Here is a 22,005-nt window from a genome sequence, read left to right as displayed (position 1 = left end):
ATGTCTTTTAAGCTAAAAGCACTTGCAGTAACCTTGACCTCGCTATTAACTGGCGCGTGTTCAACGCAACATGTGCACAACGACAGCCAGTTACAAACTAATGAAACGGCAATTGTTGGAACTACTGTGCCTTTTGCCAGCGAAGCGGTTTATTTTGTCGTTACCGACCGATTTGTTGATGGTGATCCTAGCAACAACCATGAAGACCAGGGTGGCGACCATCCAACTTGGCAGCTACCACTTGAAGGGCCCGACGGAAAAAAAGCCTATGTGGGTTATATGGGCGGCGATCTTAAAGGCATTTTGAATAATGCAGATTATATAGCCGATTTAGGTTTTACTGCTGTATGGATGACACCAGTAGTAGATAACCCCGATTATGCATTCAATGGTGATGAGCCTATTACTTATGGTGGCGCTTTTAAAGATGGTGGTAAAACAGGTTACCACGGCTATTGGGCCACTAATTTTTACAAAGCCGATGAGCACCTGATAAGTGATGATCTCAGTGTAAAAGATTACACAACACAAATGCGCGAAAAACACGGGCTTAAATCGGTATTCGACATTGTTGCCAATCATGGCAGCCCCAGCTTTACCATGGAAAAAGATCTACCGGGATACGGAGAGCTGTATGATGCTCAAGGAAAATTGGTGGCAGACCATGAAAATTTGGCACCTGAAGAACTGGACCCAGAAAATAATCCACTACACACTTTTTTTCATAACTATCCAGATCTAGTAAAGCTTTCTAACTTAGACGATGAAAATCCATTGGTGAGAGACTATTTGATTAATAGTTATCTGTATTGGATATCGCAAGGTGCTGATGCGTTTAGGATAGATACTATACGCCATGTCCCGCATTCATTTTGGCGAGAAGCTTCAGACCGAATCCGTGCAGAAAACCCTGACTTCTTTATGTTTGGCGAAAGCTTTGACTATGAAGCGAATAATATTGCGCAGCATACACTGAAGAAAAATGGTGGCGTAAGTGTTCTAGATTTCCCAATGCAAAAAGCGATGGTTTCAGTGTTTGAAAAGCCACTTGAAAGTGACTTTTCAGCACTTGAAAAGGTGCTATATCTTACGCACGGCCCTTATCAAAACCCTTATGAACTTACTACGTTTTACGACAACCACGATATGGCGCGTATGAATGCTACTGATGAGGGATTTATTAACGCACACAACTGGTTGTTTACGGTGCGTGGAATACCTGTTGTATATATGGGGTCAGAGGTAGGTTACATGCGTGGTACGGCTGAACATGCTGGTAACCGAAACTACGTGGGGCAAGATGTACTCGATAGTGCTATGTCTCACCCCATAGGTATCGCGCTAAAACGCATTGCAAACGTGCGAAAGACAACACCAGCGTTGCAGCGCGGCATTCAAGTTAATGTGGAATTAAATGGCCACAAAGCAATATTTTACCGCGTACTGCAAAATCAAGATAACGCACAAACAGCATTGGTGCTATTGAATAAAAGTGACCAGGCAGACAATTTCACTGTGAGCAACTATTTGCAAGAAGGCGAATGGGTTGAGCGCCTAAGCGGTGAAAAACGCACAATAGAAAAAGGACAAGTGTTGCAATCTCAAGTTGCACCTAATGGCGTACAAGTGTGGGTGTTAGAGGGAGCACCTTCTAATGAAGCATTACTAGAAGCGGTGCGCTTTCAGTTATCAAGACAATAACGAGCGGGTTACAAATATGCCGGAAACTAAAAAGCGCCTAATTAATGGCGCTTTTTTTATTGATTATTGGTTTTTAGTTGCCTTGTGCTCTAAAGCTCTACTGCTTTATCGCTGCCGCAAGATTGTCGGATAATAATATCTGCTGGCATCAAGTAATCTTCCACGGCTTCATTATTAATTGCTTTTAGCAACGTGTTGACCAGTAGCTCTCCTGCAAGCTTGGTATTTTGTTGGACGGTGGTTAGCGCGGGCGTGGTATACGCAGACACAGCAATATTATCGTAACCCACCACAGCGACTTGTTCGGGGACATTAATTTTAGCTTGTCGCAGCGCTCGAAGGGCACCCATCGCAATAAGGTCTGAGGCACACACGATAGCTTCTGGCAACTCATTGCTTTCAATAAGCGACTTCACTGCCAACGCCCCTGCATCTTCTGTAGAGATTGCATTGCGCTGTACACTGCGATGGCTTAACTTATTGGCATTTAGTGCGTGGTAATATCCATCAAAACGCGCTTTAAATTCAGGTGCGTGCTCCCCATTATCTCCTAGGAAGGCAAATGAAGTTTTGCCCAACGAAAGTAGATGCTCAGTAATACTTTGCCCACCTTGGAAATTGTCGCACCCAATACTCACCCCTGGATGAGCTTCATCTGGCGCGCCCCAGCGAACAAAATGCGTTCCCTGTGACTCTAGTTGAGCAACTTTTGTTTGGTAATCGGTATAGTCGCCGTAGCCGAGTAAAATAATGCCATCGGCTTTATTAGAATCCTCGTATTCTGCGTGCCAATCGTCCTCTAGGTTTTGAAACGAAACCAAAAGGTCATAATTTGCATGCGCACAGGCACGTGTAATACTTCCTAGCATCGCCAGAAAGAACGGATTAATCATTGAGTCATCAGAAGTAGGGTCTTCAAACAACAACAAGGCAATGGTACTGCTTTTTTGTTTCCTCAAGTTACTCGCGTTTTTATCTACTTTATAGTTAAGCTCGCGAGCAATTCGCTGCACACGGTCTCGTGTTTCTTGATTTACGAGCGGACTATTATTTAGTGCTCTTGAAACCGTAGACTGTGATACGCCTGCTAAATGCGCTATATCGAATGAGGTTGCTTTTTCTTTCATAAACACCATATTTTGCTGCTACGACAGTGTTATCGCACGAATTAGATTACCACAGTTTTTTATTGTTACCTGTATTTTGATGTCTTTTACAAACGTTTCAGGCCATTAGTGACCAATTTGTTACAACTTGTGCTCTTTATTCCATCAGTTGTTAGGCTTTACTTAATAAAACATGGTTGATCTAATTGTGACAGTGTTATACTGCAAAAAATTTTTATAGATTTATTAGTGCATAAGGGGAACATGCGAATGGCCGAGACTGAACATCGTCCGACCAACTTTATCCGTCAAATAATTGATAAAGACCTAGCCAGTGGGTTACATGACGCTATCAAAACGCGATTTCCACCAGAGCCAAATGGTTTTCTTCACATCGGCCACGCAAAGTCGATTTGCCTGAACTTTGGTATTGCACAAGACTATACCGGTACATGTAATTTGCGTTTCGACGATACCAATCCAGCAAAAGAAGACATTACTTTTGTTAACTCAATTAAACAAGATGTTGAGTGGCTTGGATTTACGTGGGATGGTGAGGAACGGTATTCATCGAACTATTTCGACCAGTTACACGCATACGCCAACGAACTTATCGATAAGGGCTTGGCATACGTCGATTTTTCTTCGCAAGATGTTATGCGTGAAATGCGCGGTACGCTAAAAGAGCCAGGAAAAAATAGTCCATATCGCGACACCGATGTTGAAACAAATAAGCGTGAATTTGCCAAAATGACGGCGGGCGACTACCAAGAAGGCGAATGTAGTTTGCGAGCCAAAATTGATATGGCTTCACCATTTATGTGTATGCGCGACCCTGTGATTTATCGCGTTAAGCACGCACACCATCACCAAACGGGTGATAAATGGTGTGTTTACCCTATGTACGATTTTACGCACTGTATTTCTGATGCTATCGAAGGAATTACACATTCATTGTGTACCCTGGAATTCCAAGATAACCGAAGACTGTACGACTGGGTGATTGAGAACATTAGCATTGACTGCACACCGCGTCAGTACGAGTTTTCACGTCTTAACCTCGAGTACACAGTACTCAGTAAACGTCGTTTAATTCAGTTAGTTGATGAACAACACGTAAGCGGTTGGGACGATCCACGTATGCCCACAATCGCCGGTTTGCGCCGTCGAGGCTATACCCCAGGTTCAATTGTTGAGTTTTGTAAGCGAATCGGTGTAACCAAGATGGATAACATGGTTGAAATGTCCATGCTTGAAGCTTGCATTAGAGATGACCTCAATGTAAATGCTCCACGCGCGATGGCCGTACTCGACCCAATCAAGCTTGTTATTGAAAACTATGATGAAGACAAGCATGAAACTTTGGTTGCGCCAAATCATCCGAATGATGACGCAATGGGCACGCGTAATATTGGTTTTAGTCGCGAAGTGTTTATTGAAGCAGAGGACTTCCGTGAATCTGCTAATAAAAAATTCAAACGTTTGGTATTAGACAAAGAAGTACGTCTTCGCAATGCATACGTTGTTAAAGCCAATCGCGTCGAAAAAGATGCAGAGGGCAATGTTACAACTGTGTACTGTACGTATGACCCAGACACGTTAGGGAAAGACCCAGCGGATGGCCGCAAGGTTAAAGGGGTTATTCATTGGGTTGACGCAGCAACTGCACAGGCAGCGGAATTCAGATTATACGACCGTTTGTTTAATGTTCCTAACCCAGCAGCTGAAGACAACTTCACCGATGCGATAAACCCAGATTCTCTTGAGATTAAACAAGGTTGGGTAGAAGCAGGGCTTGTTAATAATGTACCTGAGGTAGGTGCATGGCAGTTTGAACGCACGGGTTACTTCTGTGTCGATAAGGACAGCACGGACGATAAACCTGTATTCAATCGCACAGTTGGTTTGCGCGATACTTGGGCCAAAATAGGCGAGTAGGGCAGCGTCAATTGCGTTAAAAATCAAAAAGCCGCTATTTTATTAGCGGCTTTTTATTGAGTGGCACTTTAGACTTCTTTTGCTTTAGTCTTCTACTTAGGTTGGCAATCTAAAGATTGGCCATTTACATTCACACTCTCGTTACCCATTAAATATAAATACATTGGCATAATGTCTTTTGGTGTTTTCAACGTTTCTGGATTCTCAGCTGGGAATGCTTGAGCGCGCATATGTGTGCGTGTGCCACCTGGATTAATACAGTTAAAACGCAGTGATTTGTTTTGGTATTCGTCTGCCAGCGTTTGCATTACACCTTCTGTAGCAAACTTTGAAACTGCGTAGGTGCCCCAAAACGCGCGGCCTTTTCTACCAACACTCGATGTAGTAAAAATTACTGATGCGTTATCGGCTTTTTCGAGCGCAGGGATAAGCGCCTGTGTCATGTAAACCATACCATTGAGGTTTACTTGCATAACATCCTGCCATTCTTGGGCGTCGATGTCTTTAAACGCACTTAAGTGACCGAGAATAGATGCATTGTGTAACACGCCATCAAGACGACCGAATTGATCGATGATAGTTTGCGTCATTTGTTGGTAATGACTTGGCGTTGCACCTTTTAAATCTAACGGCACGATAGCTGGCTCTTCGCCACCCGCGGCGACTATTTCATCGTAAACAGCTTCAAGTTTAGCGACAGTTCGGCCCAATAGAATGCAAGTTGCACCATGCGCAGCATATGTACGTGCAGCTTCTGCACCGATACCATCTCCTGCACCAGTCACTAAAATAATTTTGCCCTTAAGTAAATCTTGCGGTGCATTATAGTCGTTCATGATTGTCCTTCGAATACATAGTATTAACCCGCGAATGTTTCGCGCTTTATATTGCACGAGATCATACTCAGACTGAGTCACAAGTAAAACATTCAATGAAAAATCTTAGTAAACGTAAAAAAAGTTAACAAAACTGGTTAACAAAACTTTGCAAAGTTGCAACAAAGTCAATAAGATTGAGGAAGATACAACTGGTCTAACATGTTTAAAGCACTTTTCTACGCTCGCAGGAACGAGGTAGAGAGAGCCAATTATCAAAGGCTTAGTTTTAGACAAAGAATAACAACAATGCTTGTAGGGAGTAGAGATGAGAAAACTCGTATTAAGTTCCAGTGTGGCCCTTGCGCTGGGTCTAGCAGGCTGTGGTGGCTCCGATGAAACCCTTTCTGACATTCAGGCCGAAACAGAAGTCCAAACGCCATTTTCACGTATCGTTTTTGATCCAGCTGCTGGCAACTTAAACGTTCCTAATGACCTTCTAATGCTTCCGGGCGATGATGGTTTCTTCGATTACACACTTAACATTCCTGTAGCTGATCCTACGGATTTTGGTGACCCTCAAAACGCACTGAACGTTTTGGACGGTTGGTCAACACAGCATCCATTTGTCATTGATGTACAAACGCCTCCTGGTACTTCATTAGACGCATCTTCACTTTCTGCGGGTGTGTTATTATTCGAAGCAACATTAGGTCTTGATCAGTCTGACCCTGACTGTGCACAGATTACTACACCATCTGCTGGTTGTAAGTTGGGTGATCAACTTACTTTTGGTGTTGACTACGTTTTAAGCCTAGTCGATAGCAATACTATTTCCGTTGTGCCGTTAAAGCCACTTAAGCCTGCTAAGGGTCACATGTTGGTTATGACAACGGCACTAAAAGATTCGTCAGGTAAATCTGTACAGGGTTCTACTACATGGGATTCTGTTCGCCAAGATATCAATACCAACCCACTTTCAAGTGATGCACAACTGTCACTACAAGGCTTAGTAAATTCATTGGTTAACCCGCTCATTGGCGCAGGTTATGCTCGCGAAGAAATTACTTATGTATCAGCGTTTACAACACAATCAGTTGCCAATTCATTAGATACCATCAAAAAAGTAATGGTAAGTGAATTTGCTATGCGTGCAGCTGCAGGTGATCAAACCGCAGGACAGGCACTTCCGGCTATTGTCGTTGGTGATGTAGACGTAGCGCCTACTGCAATGGAAGCACTTGGTCTAGTCAGCGCTGAAGCTGTTGCTGGTGCTATAGCACTTGGCAAACAGAGCCTACCACCTGAAGCTGCGCCTCTTATCCCACTTATTGATGCGACTGACTTCAGTGCATTACAAACATGTGCTGGATTAACAGGTACGGTCACGGGGCAATTGGCGGGACAATGGGGTTTAGTGAATGACTTCGCTGTGGAGGTTTCAACCGGTATTCTTGCGCAAGCAGGCCCATTCTGTGCGGCACAGCGTTACGAGGGTAACATTTCACTACCTTATTTCTTGGGTGTACCGAGCGCAGAGAATCCTCTTGCCCCGGTTAATACTTTCTGGAAAGCAGCATGTGACAGCGGTATTGTGTTAGCAGGTACGCCACAAGAAGTATTGGCGAGCGAATCTACAACTGCAGGTCCCAATGCCGTATTGTGTTCAGGTTTAGGTTTAGCTGATGTCCGTGTAAACGGTGAAATGCTAGACAGTGCACGAAATATTACTAAGTTCAATCCTTTCCCTCAGCCAAATGGCGGGAACATGGGTAACGAGACCTTAGATGTGCAGGTAACGGTACCAAACCCAGCTGTTGCTGGTGCGCTTGGATTCCCAATTACAATGCCTGAAGCGGGATGGCCTGTTGTTATCCTTGCTCACGGTATTACTAGCCAAAAAGAAGACATGCTTGCTATTACAGGAACCTTGTCTCTTGCTGGTATCGCAACTATTGCTATTGACCAACCGCTTCACGGCAGTCGTGGCTTTGATTTAAATGGCGATGGTATTGATGAACTTAACGCAACGACAGTAAGTGCAACGCACTACATGAACCTTGCAAGCTTGCCAACTGCACGAGACAACCTGCGTCAGAGCGTTTCTGATTTGCTTGGTTTGCGTCTAGGTCTAAACGCGGTGGTAGATACTACCGCAGCGCAAAACGTGAAGTTTGATACCAGTCGCGTTTCAATTATGGGTGTGTCGCTAGGTGCAATCACTGGCGGTAATTTCGCAGCGGTTGCTAATACATCGATGGGTGGTGACCTAGCGGCGTTAGACGGCATGTTTGCTGTTAATCAAGCGTCGCTTGAATCACCTGGAGGTGGTATTGCGCAGTTCCTTCTTGAGTCTCCAGCGTTTGGCCCTCTTATTAAAGGCTTATTGCTTTCTCAAGCGTCTGAAGACTTTGTGGCTCTGCTTAATCAGCTTTATGGTACGACAGACGTATCAGAAGCGGAATTGGCGTCTGCGGTAGCAACGTTTGAAGCTAATTTAACGGCTGAGCAAGCGGCAGCGGTAAACGCAGTGTTCTCTCAATTCGCCTTTGCAGCTCAATCGGTGATGGATGCAGGGGACCCGACTAACTATGCCACTATACTGGGTGAGACAACTCCAGTTCACATGATGACTGTTGTCGGTGATGGTAGTGAGGCAAACCTACCTGATCAGGTAATTCCTGTAAGCACAGCGTTACCACTAGCAGGTCAGTTACCATTGGCACAGACAATCGGTCTAGAGCAAGTTACTACTACACAGGGTCCGGGCACAGATCCTATCAGTGCGTTGGTGTTGTTTAATAGTGGCGCTCACGCGTCAAGCTTAAACCCTGCATCAAATGCTGCAGTAACAACTGAAATGCAAAAAGAGGTTGCGGGTTACTTGGCCTCAGATGCACTAGCTCTACCTATCTCTGATGTGACAGTAGTCGCTAATTAAAAGAAATATTAGTGTAAATTAAAAGCCGGCGTTTGCCGGCTTTTTTGTACGTAAATTATGATGTTGTTTGAATGTTTTATTATGTTAATGTAGTGTAAATTGGTCGGATCTGTTTGTGGTTAAGCCGCTTAAATATAGAGGGGTTTGCAGTGTTTGCAAAGGGAACGGCAAGTACATATTCATCTTTTAGGGACTATTTTTGATGAGAAAAAATAATAATTTCGCACCTATTCCAAGCGTATTAGCGCTTTCTATAACAGCACTACTCAGTGGCTGTGGTGACAACGATAATGATTTCAGCAATGTAACGCCAGTAACTCCTGAGCCTCCACCTACGGTAGCGCCCCCGCCAGCGCCTATTCCTGCTTTCGACACTGATGGCACGCTAACAGCAGATATTCGATGGACCACTTATGGTGTACCACATGTAACAGGTGACAACTTAGAAAGTATGGCTTATGGCGTTGGTTACGCATTTGCCCGCGATAATATGTGTGTATTGGCGGATCAAATTGTAAAATATAACTCTCAGCGCGCAAAATACTTCGGTCCAGACTTAGTACCTGGTAGTGGTGATTCGGCACACGTAATTAACGACTTTGGCTACCTTACGCTTGGCATCCGAGAGATTGCTGAGAACAATTTAGCCAAAATGTCGGTAAATTCGCGTGCTATGTTTCAAGGATACACAGCAGGCTATAACCGTTATCTGAGCGATACACCCGTAGAAGAACAAGACCCCAGCTGTGCTGGTCAGCCATGGGTAAGAGACATTGATAGTGTAGACTTGTTAACTTACTCATTAGGTGTAGCGCTTTTGCCTGGCGCTTCTAACTTCTTAGGTCCAATGTTTCTGGCAGCGCCAGAGGGACAAAGCTATTTACCTACTGCGGCTGAGTCTGTGCCGGATGCGGTTGCTTCATCACTTAAGTTTAACCCTGCGGTAACGATGCCTGAAAGAAATCCACAAGAAATGGGCTCAAATGGATGGGGCCTTGGCAGCGACAAAACAACTAATGGCAAGGGTATGGTGTTGGGTAATCCACATTTTCCGCATACTGGGAATCTGCGTTTTTGGAATTTTCACGCACAAGTACCTGATTACATGAATGTTACGGGAAGTTCGCTGGTTGGCCTACCTGGTGCTGTTAATATTGGATTTAACGAAAACGTTGCGTGGACACACACGTTTTCAACCGCGGAACATTTCGTGGTGTATCAACTGACGCTCGATGAAGATGATGCAAGCGGCCTCACTCACATGGTTGATGGCAATCGACGTACGATTTATGAAAAGCCTATGCAAATTGATGTTGCGGTTGCGCCAGGGCAAACAATTAAACTCAATAAAACGGCGTATTACACCAACTATGGCCCAATGATTGAAGTACCCGGTAATTTTGAGTGGGATAGTACCAATGCTTTTGCGATAAAAGATGCGAATTTACCTAATTTAGATATTGTTGACCACTGGCTAGCTATGAATATGGCCACATCAATGGATGAGTTTAAACAAGCCTTTAAAGATTACGACGGTGTGATCTTTAACAATACAATGGCAGCGTCAAGTGATGGCCAAGTGTTTTACATAGATGATTCAACGGTGCCTAACTTGACTGAAACGGCAATTGAACAACTAACGACTAACCCGCTACTAATACAAATAAAGGCTGCGGCCGGATTTACTGTATTGCCAGGTAATATTTCGCAGTTTGATTTTGATGGACCAGTGCCATACGAAGAAGCGCCAAAATACGAAGGAACAGATTCGGTTCAAAACTCTAATGACAGCTATTGGCTCACTAACCTTTCATCGCCAATACGTGTAGCTAACCCAATGTACGGTAACGTCGACTACCAGCAAACACTTCGCTCTCGAATGGGACAGAAGTTCATAGAAACTGAAGCGGGTAGCGATGGTACTTTTACACCAGAAGAAGTTGAATCACTGTTGCTCAATAACAGAAGCTACCTTGCTGAAGACATATTGCCTGATTTACTTCAAGCGTGTACAGCACAGGGTGACACACCAGTAAACGTTGACGGTACTGATGTGTCTATTGCACAAGCGTGTGATGCGTTGGCAGATTGGGATGGAACAATGAATACTTCAAGCACAGGTGCACATGTATTCAGAGAGTTTGCTTTCCAATTCAATCAGGCTCCACAGTGGGAAGTACCATTCTCTCTTGAAGAACCTGTAACCACGCCATCAGGCTTGGTTCAAAACACGGCTACGCTTGAACAAATGGCACGAGCAGTACAAGTAATTGAACAGGCAGGTGTAGACTTTGATGCACCATTTGGCGAAGTTCAGTTTGTTGAAAGAAGTTTGCCAAACGGAACTGCTTCTGGCGAGAAATTACCATGGGGTGGGGCACACAATATTGAGGGTGGTTTTAACGTCTTTGATAGTATTCGCAGTCGAGACGAAACCTTGTTGCCAAGACACAGTTATAACACCATCAATAACAACACAATTATGAGTGCTGAAGCGCAGGGCTATCATATCAACTATGGAACCAGTTGGGCGATGGTTATTAACTTTACTGATGAGGGCCCGAAAGGTAGAGGAATACTGACGTATTCTCAGTCACGCAAGTTTGGTAGTGAGCATTATACCGACCAGACTCGACTGTATTCTCAGCAACCGACGTTGCGTGACATTTACTTCACTGAGCAAGAAATAGACGACAATACGATAGAACAAGTATCACTATCGTCACAGCAGTAACAAAGCTGGTATCATTACGTAAATGCATCAGTAACCTGGATAAGCCATGTCGCTTAACCAGGTTACTTTTTACGTATAGTCGCTTATTGTTGTAAGCGTTGTAGTTTACTAGGAGTAGAGTTTGGAGTTTTTGTACGAATATGGTTTGTTCGTTGCCAAGGCAGTAACACTTGTTGTTGCTTTTGTCGTAGTTGTTTCAACGATTGTGGGCGTTGCGAGCAAACAAAAACCAGGAAAAGGGCAGCTTGAGATAACGTCAATTTCAGAGCAGTTGAAAGATGTAACGCAGTACGCAAAAGAAGTGTTACTCGATAAAGACGCGCTTAAAAAGCTTGCGAAAAATCAAAAGAAAGAAGATAAAGCAAAAGCGAAAAACAAGTCTGATGAATCTCCTCAACCTCGTTTATTTGTCATTGATTTTAAAGGCTCAATGGATGCGTCTGAGGTAGAACACTTACGGGAAGAGATCACCGCTATCCTTTGTGTTGCTGAGCAAGATGATGAAGTGTTGGTGCGCCTTGAAAGCGGTGGTGGTGTCGTTCATGGGTATGGATTAGCCGCTTCGCAACTTCAACGAATTAAAGAGAAAGGTCTTAAACTTACCATCGCAGTAGATAAAGTGGCGGCAAGTGGCGGTTACATGATGGCATGTGTTGCTGATAACCTTATCGCTTCCCAATTCGCTTATATTGGAAGCATCGGTGTGTTAGCACAGTTGCCAAATTTCAACAAGCTACTCAAAAAGAATGATATTGAATTCGAGCAGCATACGGCTGGCGAATTCAAACGTACATTGACCATATTTGGTGAAAACAATGACGAAGGCCGAGCGAAATTTAAAGAAGAGATTGAAGAAATTCATGTCCTTTTCAAAGATTTTGTTCATAGCCAACGACCAGAGATGGATATAGACAAAGTTGCAACGGGCGAATATTGGCCGGGTGTTAAGGCAAAAGCCTTAGGTTTAATAGACAATATTTCTACATCAGACGATTATATTTTGGCTCAGTACCCACAGCGTGAAATCTTTAGTGTTAAATATTCAATTAAAAAGAATGTTGCTGAGAAACTGGGAATGGCCGCTGCAAAAGTGTCAGAGCGAGTAATAATGAAAACGTGGAGCAAAGCGCGCCACTGGTTTTAATTAGAGTTGAGCGGAAGCCTTACCGCTCGTTCTCGAAAACAACAATGATAATAAGAGAATTATGGCACGGCACACTAAGACCGACATTTTAGATGCTGCGGAATTTTTGTTTTCTCAACAAGGATTTACGCAGACCTCTATGCGAGAAATCACGACCAAGGCTGAAGTTAACTTGGCATCAGTTAATTATCATTTTGGTAGTAAGAAAAACTTAATTCAGGCTGTCTTCAAGCGCTATTTCGATCATCTTATGCCAAAACTTGAGCAAAGTATTGATGAAATAGTTTTGAAGGAAGGGGTAGAGGGCATTGAGGCGTTGTTGTATGCGCTCATCCCTCCAATGCTTACACTTAACACGTTATCGCAGCATGGCACGGCGACGTTTGTTAAGTTATTAGGTAGAGGTTACAACGAAACGCAAGGGCACCTTAGACGTTTTATTATGAACGACTATGGCACATGTATCCGCTCATTGGTTAGTGCAATACGCCATTGCTTGCCGCAATTGCCTGAAGAGGAATTGTTCTGGCGCATGCACTTCGCGATGGGAAGTTTTGTTTTTTCCATGGCATCGAGCCAAGCGCTTACCGAAATTGCAGAGTCTGATTTTCACAAACATGTCGATATTGAAGAAGTAATGCGCCATCTTGTTCCCTTCGTAGCACAAGGTATGGCGGGCAGACTATCGCAGCCAATTCCAGCATAAAAAAACGCACCTCTTAGGTGCGTTTCTTACATTTTTCATCAATACTCTTATTAACGAGGCAAAGTGGCGCCGGGCGCTTTGTTTTTAAGCTGTTCGGCATAAAAGGCTTTCACTGAGAAACCAGACTTTGCGTTTGATTTAGTGGCCTTTGCTTTTGATGATTTTTTCTCGTTTGGCTTTGCACTTTTTGTTTCGCTTTTTGCTTTAACAGGCTCGCTTTTGGCGGTTTCATTTTTGTTACCTGATAGGTCTGCGGTCATTTCTTGTAGCTGTGCCAAGCGTACATTTTTGCCACCATCAACGCTGTACCATCCGCTCTTTGCCTCAATAGAAGGCGCTTTACCGTTTGCTTGCGTATAAGCCTTTGTGAATTCAGCGATTACTTGATCTTTGTCTAGGTTTGCCATGCTTTTTGCTCTTTATTTAATTTAGATGACGAACGCCTTGCTTCAACCCTTATATGTACATTACACAGGTGTACGTGTATTCGGCTTCCATTTAGCCAATAGTCATTGCAATTACCGCATAACAATATGGCGTATTGCACACGTTTACTGAATTAAAAGGTATAATAGTTAACGTTCGCGTGTTTTTATAACGTTTTTTGACCAATTTGTCTAACTTTCAACCGGAGGCGTCGTGTCAGTCACTAATTACGAATTAAAAAATTACCTTGATGGCATTTTGCGAGTTAATGAGATAGGTGACTACTGTCCGAATGGTTTACAAGTTGAAGGGAAATCAGTAGTTCAAAAAGTAGTGACAGGCGTAACAGCGTCTCAAGCATTGCTCGATGCTGCCGTTACGGCAAAAGCAGATGCCATTTTGGTCCATCATGGCTATTTTTGGAAAGGCGAGCCCGCACAGATTACCGGTATGAAAAAGAACCGGTTAAAAACATTACTCAGCCAAGACATTAACCTTCTTGCTTATCATTTGCCGTTAGATGTCCATCCAGAATTGGGGAACAATCGCCAACTAGGAAATCTGTTAGGCGTCGATGAAATAACCGCGGCAAGCAGTGTTAAACCAACGGGTGTTGTGATGCATGGCAACTTGCCAGAGGCACAGACAGCAAGCGAACTTAGTGACCGCTTAAGTTCATTGCTTGAACGCAAGATTTTAGTCGAAGGACCAAGAGATAAGCCCATAAAACGTATTGCATGGTGCACTGGCGGTGGTCAAAGTTTTATTGAGCAAGCTGTTGAGCTTGGTGTAGACGCGTTTGTTACCGGTGAAGTTTCGGAGCAAACGGTGCACACTGCAAGAGAGATGGGAATTACGTTTTTTGCTGCGGGCCATCACGCCACTGAGCGCTATGGTGTTAAATCATTAGGCGAGCATCTAGCCCAGCAATTTGATGTCGATGTCGAGTTTATTGATATTGATAACCCAGCCTAACAGGTTATCAAAAATGAAGAACGATCGAATATTTGATGGCATAGCAGACACATTTTCAAAAAATATCTATGGCACCACTAAAGGACGCCTGCGTCATACCATCTTATGTGACGTATTAGCGCCTTTTGTGGCTAAGCCACTTAAAGCGATTGACGTTGGTGGAGGGACAGGTGTGATGGCTGCACATCTTGCTTCGCAAGAGCATGATGTAGTGCTCACTGATGCATCGAAAGACGTGTTGCAGCAAGCAGAAGAAAATCTGAAGCTTTTAGAAGGGGTGACTATACGCCATCAGTACCTTCAAGAAATTGACGACTTGAACCACTTCGATCTGGTGTTGTGCCATGCAGTACTCGAATGGTTAGATGCTCCGTTTGATGCAATTACTCACCTTTTCAACAATATGCGGAACGGGGCAACACTAAGTCTCAGTTTTTTCAATCAAGATGCCAACTTATTTGCCAACGCGATTTATGGAAATTTTGACTATATTGCCAAAGGCTTAAAAGCAAAAAAGCAAGTGCGCTTAAACCCAAAGCAACCGTTAAGTGCAATGAAGGTAGTGGGTTTTTGTGAATCTCTTGGCTTTAAGGTTAAAGCCAAAGCGGGTATTCGGTGTTTCCACGATTATATGCGTGATATCAGCCATCAAGACAGTAAATATGAAGAACTGCTCAATCTTGAACGTCAGTATTGCATGTCAGAGCCTTATATGTGGCTCGGTAAATATTTTCATATCGTTTTAGAAAAATAGCGTTAAGTTAGAGGCACTAAATTGTCGTTGTTGATTATGTTACCGACCGTGACCGTGGCAATTTCATTAAGTGCTTCTTGAGTGAAAAAGCCCTGATGCCCAGTGATCAATACATTGGGAAATGTAGTCAGTCGTTGAAATATATCGTCTTGAATAATATCGCCAGAGTGATCGGCAAAAAAGAGTTCTGATTCCCGTTCGTAAACATCAAGTCCTAAGTGTCCAATTTTCCCGCTTTTGAGGCCTTTAATTATCGCGTTATCGTCAATTAGTCCGCCTCGTGAGGTATTGATTATCATTACACCATCGCGCATTAATGAAAGTGATGCTGGGTTAATTATATGGTGGCTGTCATTGTTTAAAGGGCAGTGCAGGGTAACGATGTTGCTATTATTCAATAGTTCTTCAAGGGAAACGTAATGCGCTCCCATGTTCACGATGTCGTCATCGTGAAAAGGATCGTAACACAGTATTTTGCACCCGAAGCCATTGAGTATTCTAATAACTGCCTTGCCGATTCGGCCGGTGCCGATGACGCCAACCGTCTTATTGTGAAGTGTAAAACCCAACAAACCATCAAGCGCGAAGTTTCCCTCCCGAACGCGATTATAGGCTTTGTGAGTCTTTCTATTTAACGTCAGTATTAACGCAAGGGTATGCTCAGCTACAGTCTCAGGACTATAAGCTGGCACACGACTTACACTAATTCCACACTCATGCGCCTGTTCAACATCTACATTGTTAAAACCGGCACAGCGCAACGCAATATGCTTCACACCACATTCGTGTAAAACTTTTACAGTACTTGCACAGACATCGTCGTTGACGAAAACAACAACGACATCAATGCCATGACATAATCGCGCGGTATCATTGTTTAATGCATGTTCATAGTAGTTAACATTAAAGGTAACTCCGCACCCATGCTTTTTCTCAAATAGGGGGGCAAAGACACGGCGCTCATACATTCGCGTACTAAAAAATGCGACGCTAAAGTGAGTGTTACTATTCGGTAGTGTAGTACGCATTCCAATGCCTCCCCGTAGCGTTTTAAGATGCTATTGCGGCAAAAGAGCCGCTATATCTTTTTCTATTTCGGATGGTTTCGCGGTTGGCGCGTAGCGTTTGACTACCGTACCGTTAGCGTCGACCAAAAACTTTGTGAAATTCCATTTAATACGCTTACTGCCAAGTAACCCCGGTGCTTTTTCTTTGAGCTCATTGTAGAGTGGCAAGGTATCTGGGCCGTTAACGTCTATTTTTTTAGACAACGGGAAGGTTACACCAAAATTCAGTGTGCAGAACTGCGCAATGTCTTCATCACTTCCGGGTTCTTGATGACCAAACTGATCACATGGAAAGCCGAGGATTTCTAAGCCATTTTCTTTGTGTGTTTTGTATAGCGCCTCGAGCCCTTCGTATTGTGGAGTAAAGCCACATTTACTTGCGGTGTTTACGATCAGTAGCACCTTACCTTTGTACTCGTCTAATGAAATGTCGCGGCCGTCATTTAACGTAATGCCATATTCGTAAATACTCACGTTTGTTTCCTTTTTTCTATTGTTATTGTGTAGAGCGCTTTAGTGCTTATTGGTGTTTGTGTTACATTCGAACCACATCGTAATGCTGCATCAATAAGACAATTACAAGAGTATATTTAGAATGACAGATTTAAAAGTAAGTTTTCTTGGGTTGGGCGTAATGGGCTACCCAATGGCCGGCCATTTAGTTAACGCAGGCTTAAATGTCACGGTGTACAACCGCACTTTTAAAAAAGCACAAGATTGGGCTAACGAATACAACGGACGTGCTGTCAGCACGCCTGAAGAAGCTGCAGAGGGTGCTGATATTGTTTTGATGTGCGTGGGTGACGACAATGATGTTCGTGAAGTGGCCAATCGTGCCCTTTCGGCAATGAAATCTGGCGCCATTTTAGTCGACCACACTACCGCTTCTGCCGATGTGGCAAGAGAACTACATGCATTATGTATGGCCAAACAAATAGGATTTCTTGATGCACCAGTCTCTGGAGGTCAAGCTGGCGCGCAAAATGGCCAACTTACTATCATGGTGGGTGGTGATAGCGATGTTTATGAAAAGGCTGAGCGAGTATTACAGATTTACGCACGTCATAGCCAGTTACTTGGCACATGTGGAAGTGGCCAATTAGCTAAAATGATGAACCAAATCTGTATCGCTGGAATTGTTCAGGGACTTGCCGAGGCGTTACATTTTGGGCAAAAGGCAGGCCTTGATTGTAATGCTGTTATTGATGTTATTAGCAAAGGCGCTGCCCAGTCATGGCAGATGGAAAATCGCGCTTCTACAATGTTAGAAAATAGCTTTGATTTTGGTTTTGCTGTCGATTGGATGCGAAAAGACCTTAATATCGCGTTGGATGAAGCACGAAAAAATGGCTCCACACTTGCGCTGACTGCTCTTGTCGACCAATACTATGCTGACGTTCAAAAACTGGGTGGTGGAAGATGGGACACGTCGAGTTTGTTAACTCGATTAAAGTAAAACCACAACGAACACATGCTCTGAACATCAGGTATGTGTTTGAACCCTTGCTTGTTCAGATAACTGCTTTAAACGCGTTTTGTTTGGCGCTGATAACACATCATTGTGAAGGGTTTCGAATAGTTGGTCTAAGTCGTATTTGCGATACACTCTAGTGTCTGACTCAATCATACTTTGTAGTAAGTTCAGTCCAAAAGCCGCGGTTTCTGGCGATAGGTGATAGGCGTCGTAAAAGTGTTTCATTGCAGCGTCTAGTTCGCCTTCTAAAAAGAGTTGCGTGCCTGTCTCGTTAATGGCGACAGCTTGTTCATGATTTAAACCGAGCGACTGGCCACCGCTGAATATTAACGCGTCATTGGTTACTTGTTCTGAAATAGCTTGTAACTCTTGATTTTTGTCTTTTGCCATAAGTAATAGTTCACCGGCTTTTCGTTCGTCACCCAAGCCGTGATGTACTTTAGCGGCTACAACAAGGGTGGATGGCTCTGTTCGCAAGTAATTGTCGATATATTCTGCTTCTAACAAATGGCTGGCTTTATCTACGTCATTATCTAATATGGCAGAATAAGCGAGTAGGTAGTCACGCTTTTGTAGTACCTGAGGATCGCCCTGGCTTCGACCCGCTATACCCACGAGCTTTCTTGCTTGAGACAAACTTTCTGATCTATTGGTCTCTGGTGCAGTTTCTGCCAGCATGAGGTAAAACTCGGCAAGTTCAAAAGTAAAGTCGTTAAATTGGTCTTTGGCACTTCTGTGCATTGCACGCTTTTTTTGCAGTAAATCAATGGCGTCAATGACTTTGTCTTGCTTTTGAAACGCCATACTTTTAAGCTTTGCGGCGGGTAAACTTAATTCACTGAATTTTATTTGATCAAGGTACTTCTCGACATCATCAAAAGCACTTTGTTCGAAAGACAAAGACGCTAACCATTCGAATGCTTTATCACGCGCTAAGCTTGAATTGACCATCTCATCCAACTGGGTTTTGCATTGTGACCAATAACCAGCCGTATATTGGCACTTAATTTTTCCCCACTGAGCCCACAATACTTTATCGGAATGCGTAAGGACGTCTTCGTAAATTTTTAACGCACGAAGAGGTTCACCATTTTCAAACAACAACCTAGCGTATAGTCGTCTAATATCTGCTACGAGGCGGGTAGGCACCCCTTCTTTTATTTTTCCATGAATAATACTGATGGCACGTTCCGTCTCTTTGTTGTCGAGTGCGTGCAACACATTCTTAACGTAGTCTCTGTATTGGAGATACTGCTTAATTTGCCGTGAAAGCGAAGCGATAGTGTAAGGTTTAATAAGGAGCACATCAGGCTGAATATCCATAATACGACCAATGGTCTGTGGTGCGCCATCAGAGGTAAGAAAAATAATCCCAGTACTTGGTTTTATATAACCAGATTCACGCAAGGTGTGGATCCACTCAACTCCGCTTTTACCCGCTCCGAGATGGTAGTCCATAAGCAATAATTCAAAATTTTGCTTTTTAAGCGCTGATTTGAGTTCATATCCTGAAGCAAAACTGCTTACCGATAAGTTGGCAATAGACATAAGATGGCCACGCAAGGCGGTGCGCGCAGTTGCGTTGTCTTCGACAATGGCAATTCTAAATTCCAAAATATCACAGCCGTCTATTGGGAGTATTATAAGCTTACCAGTCGCGTTGTAGAGTTTCACTATTCAAAGTGATAACTGATGAAATATTAAAATACCTTTGGCATCAAACCGCAAAGCGACACCGCTAAAAACACTGCAAGCGCCAATACGTCACAAAATATTTACGTTATTCAATACTTGTTTTTAACAAAATGGTGCCTTTACGTTTACGTAAGGGGTAACTATTGGGTAATGTGTTAACAATTACATTGATACAACAGACTATGGGTAAGCTTTATGAACTTTGAGTTAACCGACGATCAATTAGCATTTGAAGAAACCGCTAGACAGTTCGCGCAGCAAGAACTTGCGCCAAACGCAGCAATGTGGGATCGCGAACACCATTTTCCAGTAGAAGCAATTAAGAAAGCGGGGGAACTCGGCTTTTGTGGGTTATACGCACCAGAAGAGGCGGGCGGTCTTGGACTATCACGTTTAGACTCATCAATTATTTTTGAACAGCTATCAATGGGGTGTACCACTACCACTGCGATGCTGACCATACATAATATGGCAACCTGGATGATTGCTACTTGGGGAAGTGAATCCTGTAAGGCGATGTGGTGCGATCAGTTAGTAACAGGTGACAAGCTTGCTTCATATTGTCTAACCGAGCCTGGTGCGGGTTCTGATGCCGCGTCGTTAAAAACTAAGGCGACAAAAAACGATAAAGGCTATGTGCTAAACGGTTCAAAAGTATTTATCTCTGGTGCGGGTAGTACCGACGTACTTGTCGTGATGGCACGAACAGGTGGTGATGGCCCTAGCGGTGTGTCAGCATTTGCTGTTCCGGCTAATCTAGATGGTATCGAATATGGTAAAGCCGAAGAGAAAATGGGGTGGAATGCGCAACCTACTCGTATGATCACCTTTGACAATGTTCAAGTTGAAGAAGGCTGGCGTTTAGGCGAGGAAGGACAAGGCTTTAAAATGGCCATGCAAGGTCTTGACGGCGGGCGTATCAATATTGCTACTTGTTCTGTCGGTACTGCACAGCAAGCCCTTAATACTGCGCGAGCCTATATGACAGAACGCGAACAATTTGGTAAGCCAATTGCGGGCTTTCAAGCCTTGCAATTTAAGTTGGCAGACATGGCGACAGAATTGGTAGCAGCACGTCAAATGGTACGCATGGCTGCGTGTAAACTTGATAACAATGATGCTGATAAAACAACGTATTGTGCCATGGCGAAACGTTTTGCTACCGATGTTGGCTTTAATGTGTGTAATGATGCCTTACAACTTCACGGCGGATATGGTTACATAAAGGAATATCCGCTAGAACGTCACTTCAGAGACGTGCGCGTTCACCAAATTCTTGAAGGCACTAATGAAATAATGCGTGTCATCATTGGTCGACGATTATTAGCGGACGAGCGCAACGTACTGTAATCAAGGAGCACCTATGAGCCAAATGGAGCCAGTCGTCATCGTCGATGAGTTAAAGACCGCTTGCCAAGCATATGCCATTGGAAGACTAACATTAAACAAAGAAAAAGCGCTAAACGCGCTTGATTTAGAGATGGCAAAGATCATGCTGGACGCGCTCCAAGCATGGCAGAGTCGAAGCGATATTGTCGCTGTAGTGGTAGATGCTGCGGGTGAAAAAGCATTTTGTGCAGGTGGCGATATTGTGTCGATGTACAATGCCATGGTGGAAAGTCACGGGGAAATCCCAGCATTTCTTGAAGACTTTTTTAAGACTGAATACACCCTAGACTACACCATTCACAACTATGATAAACCTATTGTGGTATGGGGCAGTGGCATTGTAATGGGCGGTGGTATGGGACTGCTTTGCGGTGCCAGTCATCGAGTTGTTACTGAAACGTCGCGTTTAGCAATGCCAGAAATAACTATTGGTCTGTACCCCGATGTGGGTGGTAGCTACTTTTTGCCACGATTACCCGGAAAGTCAGGGTTGTTTCTTGGGCTAACTGGCGGGCAAATGAATGCCAGTGATGCGTGTTATGTCGGGTTAGCTGACCACTGTGTTGCTAGCAATCAAAAGCAAGCAATGCTCCATGCTTTGATTTCGCATAGTTGGGCCGATTGTAAGGCGTTGTCTGACGACGTATCAATGCTGCTCAACAATCTTGAAAAACCTGAGAGTGTAATAGCAGGCAATGTTGAGCCTAATATGTCGCTTATTGACGATTTGTGTCGCTTCAATAATGTAGAAGATGTTGTAAGCGCAGTATTAGGTGCTGATATGCAAGGTGACAAATGGTTATCTAGAGCACAGGCAACATTAGCTAAAGGCTCACCTATAACCATGCATTTGGTATTTGAACAGTGCAAGCGCGGCGCGTCTATGAGTTTGGCTGAATGCTTTAAGATGGAAGCGGATATGTCATGTCGTTGTGGTGAAAGCGGTGAATTCCAAGAGGGCGTGCGTGCTTTGTTAATTGATAAAGACATGAAACCAAAGTGGAAATACCCATCGGTGAGCGATGTACCAAAAGAAGTCATTGAGCGCTTTTTTACTTCACCTTGGACAGAAGACGCTCATCCGTTAAAAGCACTATAACAACATTTAACCGCGGAACTGTTATCTTTATCGGTTAGATA

The 22,005-nt window shown here is 43.7% G+C and carries 17 protein-coding genes; 11 read left to right on the top strand and 6 right to left on the bottom strand.

Annotation, left to right across the window (positions count from 1 at the left end; all coding sequences use genetic code 11):
• A complete protein-coding gene (locus tag OZ660_RS10295; RefSeq protein ID WP_274740816.1) occupies positions 1–1,701 on the top strand; it encodes an alpha-amylase family glycosyl hydrolase in 1,701 nt (566 codons plus the stop codon).
• 89 nt (positions 1,702–1,790) lie between these two features.
• On the opposite strand, the gene OZ660_RS10290 is transcribed toward OZ660_RS10295, so the two are convergent.
• Positions 1,791–2,828 (bottom strand): LacI family DNA-binding transcriptional regulator, encoded by a 1,038-nt coding sequence (locus tag OZ660_RS10290; RefSeq protein ID WP_274740815.1) that lies wholly within the window; start codon positions 2,826–2,828, stop codon positions 1,791–1,793.
• Positions 2,829–3,077: 249 nt separating this feature from the next.
• Between OZ660_RS10290 and glnS the strand changes: the two genes are divergently transcribed.
• The gene (gene glnS, locus OZ660_RS10285) at positions 3,078–4,745 is read left to right on the top strand and encodes a glutamine--tRNA ligase (protein ID WP_202261535.1); all 1,668 of its coding nucleotides are present in this window, start codon (positions 3,078–3,080) and stop codon (positions 4,743–4,745) included.
• A gap of 92 nt (positions 4,746–4,837) precedes the next feature.
• Here glnS and OZ660_RS10280 read toward each other — a convergent pair whose 3' ends face one another.
• Positions 4,838–5,581: a YciK family oxidoreductase gene (locus OZ660_RS10280; RefSeq protein ID WP_226434309.1), complete on the bottom strand. Its 744-nt coding sequence runs from the start codon at positions 5,579–5,581 to the stop codon at positions 4,838–4,840.
• 307 nt (positions 5,582–5,888) lie between these two features.
• Here OZ660_RS10280 and OZ660_RS10275 point away from each other — a divergent pair, with 307 nt between their 5' ends.
• The 4 genes from OZ660_RS10275 to OZ660_RS10260 all read left to right on the top strand — a co-directional run bounded on the left by OZ660_RS10275 (position 5,889) and on the right by OZ660_RS10260 (position 13,085).
• Positions 5,889–8,501, top strand: coding sequence for a VolA/Pla-1 family phospholipase (locus tag OZ660_RS10275; RefSeq protein WP_274740814.1), 2,613 nt, complete (start codon positions 5,889–5,891; stop codon positions 8,499–8,501).
• 202 nt (positions 8,502–8,703) lie between these two features.
• Entirely contained in the window at positions 8,704–11,235 is a 2,532-nt protein-coding gene (locus OZ660_RS10270; protein ID WP_274740813.1) for an acylase, read from the top strand.
• A gap of 121 nt (positions 11,236–11,356) precedes the next feature.
• On the top strand, positions 11,357–12,379 hold the full coding sequence (sohB, locus tag OZ660_RS10265; RefSeq protein ID WP_274740812.1) for a protease SohB: 1,023 nt from the start codon (positions 11,357–11,359) through the stop codon (positions 12,377–12,379).
• A gap of 61 nt (positions 12,380–12,440) precedes the next feature.
• The gene (locus tag OZ660_RS10260) at positions 12,441–13,085 is read left to right on the top strand and encodes a TetR/AcrR family transcriptional regulator (protein ID WP_274740811.1); all 645 of its coding nucleotides are present in this window, start codon (positions 12,441–12,443) and stop codon (positions 13,083–13,085) included.
• A gap of 50 nt (positions 13,086–13,135) precedes the next feature.
• On the opposite strand, the gene OZ660_RS10255 is transcribed toward OZ660_RS10260, so the two are convergent.
• Positions 13,136–13,492, bottom strand: coding sequence for a hypothetical protein (locus OZ660_RS10255; RefSeq protein ID WP_274740810.1), 357 nt, complete (start codon positions 13,490–13,492; stop codon positions 13,136–13,138).
• A 232-nt stretch (positions 13,493–13,724) separates the two neighbouring features.
• Here OZ660_RS10255 and OZ660_RS10250 point away from each other — a divergent pair, with 232 nt between their 5' ends.
• Positions 13,725–14,486, top strand: coding sequence for a Nif3-like dinuclear metal center hexameric protein (locus tag OZ660_RS10250; protein WP_274740809.1), 762 nt, complete (start codon positions 13,725–13,727; stop codon positions 14,484–14,486).
• A 13-nt stretch (positions 14,487–14,499) separates the two neighbouring features.
• A complete protein-coding gene (locus OZ660_RS10245; protein WP_274740808.1) occupies positions 14,500–15,240 on the top strand; it encodes a methyltransferase in 741 nt (246 codons plus the stop codon).
• Positions 15,241–15,242: 2 nt separating this feature from the next.
• Here the strand turns inward: OZ660_RS10245 and OZ660_RS10240 are convergent, their stop codons facing one another.
• Together OZ660_RS10240 and OZ660_RS10235 are read right to left on the bottom strand one after the other, a co-directional pair.
• Positions 15,243–16,268: a 2-hydroxyacid dehydrogenase gene (locus tag OZ660_RS10240; RefSeq protein WP_274740807.1), complete on the bottom strand. Its 1,026-nt coding sequence runs from the start codon at positions 16,266–16,268 to the stop codon at positions 15,243–15,245.
• Positions 16,269–16,298: 30 nt separating this feature from the next.
• Complete coding sequence (locus OZ660_RS10235; RefSeq protein ID WP_202261512.1) at positions 16,299–16,781, bottom strand: glutathione peroxidase; 483 nt, start codon at positions 16,779–16,781, stop codon at positions 16,299–16,301.
• A gap of 121 nt (positions 16,782–16,902) precedes the next feature.
• On the opposite strand from OZ660_RS10235, the gene OZ660_RS10230 reads away from it, so the two are divergent.
• Positions 16,903–17,763, top strand: a complete 861-nt coding sequence (locus OZ660_RS10230; RefSeq protein ID WP_274740806.1) for an NAD(P)-dependent oxidoreductase — start codon at positions 16,903–16,905, stop codon at positions 17,761–17,763.
• A gap of 27 nt (positions 17,764–17,790) precedes the next feature.
• Here OZ660_RS10230 and OZ660_RS10225 read toward each other — a convergent pair whose 3' ends face one another.
• On the bottom strand, positions 17,791–19,377 hold the full coding sequence (locus OZ660_RS10225; protein ID WP_342455371.1) for a response regulator: 1,587 nt from the start codon (positions 19,375–19,377) through the stop codon (positions 17,791–17,793).
• A gap of 294 nt (positions 19,378–19,671) precedes the next feature.
• On the opposite strand from OZ660_RS10225, the gene OZ660_RS10220 reads away from it, so the two are divergent.
• Both OZ660_RS10220 and OZ660_RS10215 read left to right on the top strand, forming a co-directional pair.
• On the top strand, positions 19,672–20,826 hold the full coding sequence (locus OZ660_RS10220; protein ID WP_274740804.1) for an acyl-CoA dehydrogenase family protein: 1,155 nt from the start codon (positions 19,672–19,674) through the stop codon (positions 20,824–20,826).
• 13 nt (positions 20,827–20,839) lie between these two features.
• Positions 20,840–21,964, top strand: a complete 1,125-nt coding sequence (locus OZ660_RS10215; RefSeq protein WP_274740803.1) for an enoyl-CoA hydratase/isomerase family protein — start codon at positions 20,840–20,842, stop codon at positions 21,962–21,964.
• The last annotated feature ends 41 nt before the right edge of the window (positions 21,965–22,005 follow it).

It is taken from the genome of Alteromonas sp. 009811495 (genome assembly GCF_028865455.1).
Lineage (GTDB): Bacteria > Pseudomonadota > Gammaproteobacteria > Enterobacterales > Alteromonadaceae > Alteromonas.
Note: the sequence above shows the minus strand (reverse complement) of the source record. Positions and strands in the feature narration are given on the sequence as shown.

Bases quoted from the DNA above. Each gene is read 5' to 3' on its own strand.
- OZ660_RS10295 (WP_274740816.1), top strand. From the start codon at position 1: ATGTCTTTTAAGCTAAAAGCACTTGCAGTAACCTTGACCTCGCTATTA.
- OZ660_RS10290 (WP_274740815.1), bottom strand. From the start codon at position 2,828: ATGAAAGAAAAAGCAACCTCATTCGATATAGCGCATTTAGCAGGCGTA.
- glnS (WP_202261535.1), top strand. From the start codon at position 3,078: ATGGCCGAGACTGAACATCGTCCGACCAACTTTATCCGTCAAATAATT.
- OZ660_RS10280 (WP_226434309.1), bottom strand. From the start codon at position 5,581: ATGAACGACTATAATGCACCGCAAGATTTACTTAAGGGCAAAATTATT.
- OZ660_RS10275 (WP_274740814.1), top strand. From the start codon at position 5,889: ATGAGAAAACTCGTATTAAGTTCCAGTGTGGCCCTTGCGCTGGGTCTA.
- OZ660_RS10270 (WP_274740813.1), top strand. From the start codon at position 8,704: ATGAGAAAAAATAATAATTTCGCACCTATTCCAAGCGTATTAGCGCTT.
- OZ660_RS10260 (WP_274740811.1), top strand. From the start codon at position 12,441: ATGGCACGGCACACTAAGACCGACATTTTAGATGCTGCGGAATTTTTG.
- OZ660_RS10255 (WP_274740810.1), bottom strand. From the start codon at position 13,492: ATGGCAAACCTAGACAAAGATCAAGTAATCGCTGAATTCACAAAGGCT.
- OZ660_RS10245 (WP_274740808.1), top strand. From the start codon at position 14,500: ATGAAGAACGATCGAATATTTGATGGCATAGCAGACACATTTTCAAAA.
- OZ660_RS10240 (WP_274740807.1), bottom strand. From the start codon at position 16,268: ATGCGTACTACACTACCGAATAGTAACACTCACTTTAGCGTCGCATTT.
- OZ660_RS10230 (WP_274740806.1), top strand. From the start codon at position 16,903: ATGACAGATTTAAAAGTAAGTTTTCTTGGGTTGGGCGTAATGGGCTAC.
- OZ660_RS10220 (WP_274740804.1), top strand. From the start codon at position 19,672: ATGAACTTTGAGTTAACCGACGATCAATTAGCATTTGAAGAAACCGCT.
- OZ660_RS10215 (WP_274740803.1), top strand. From the start codon at position 20,840: ATGAGCCAAATGGAGCCAGTCGTCATCGTCGATGAGTTAAAGACCGCT.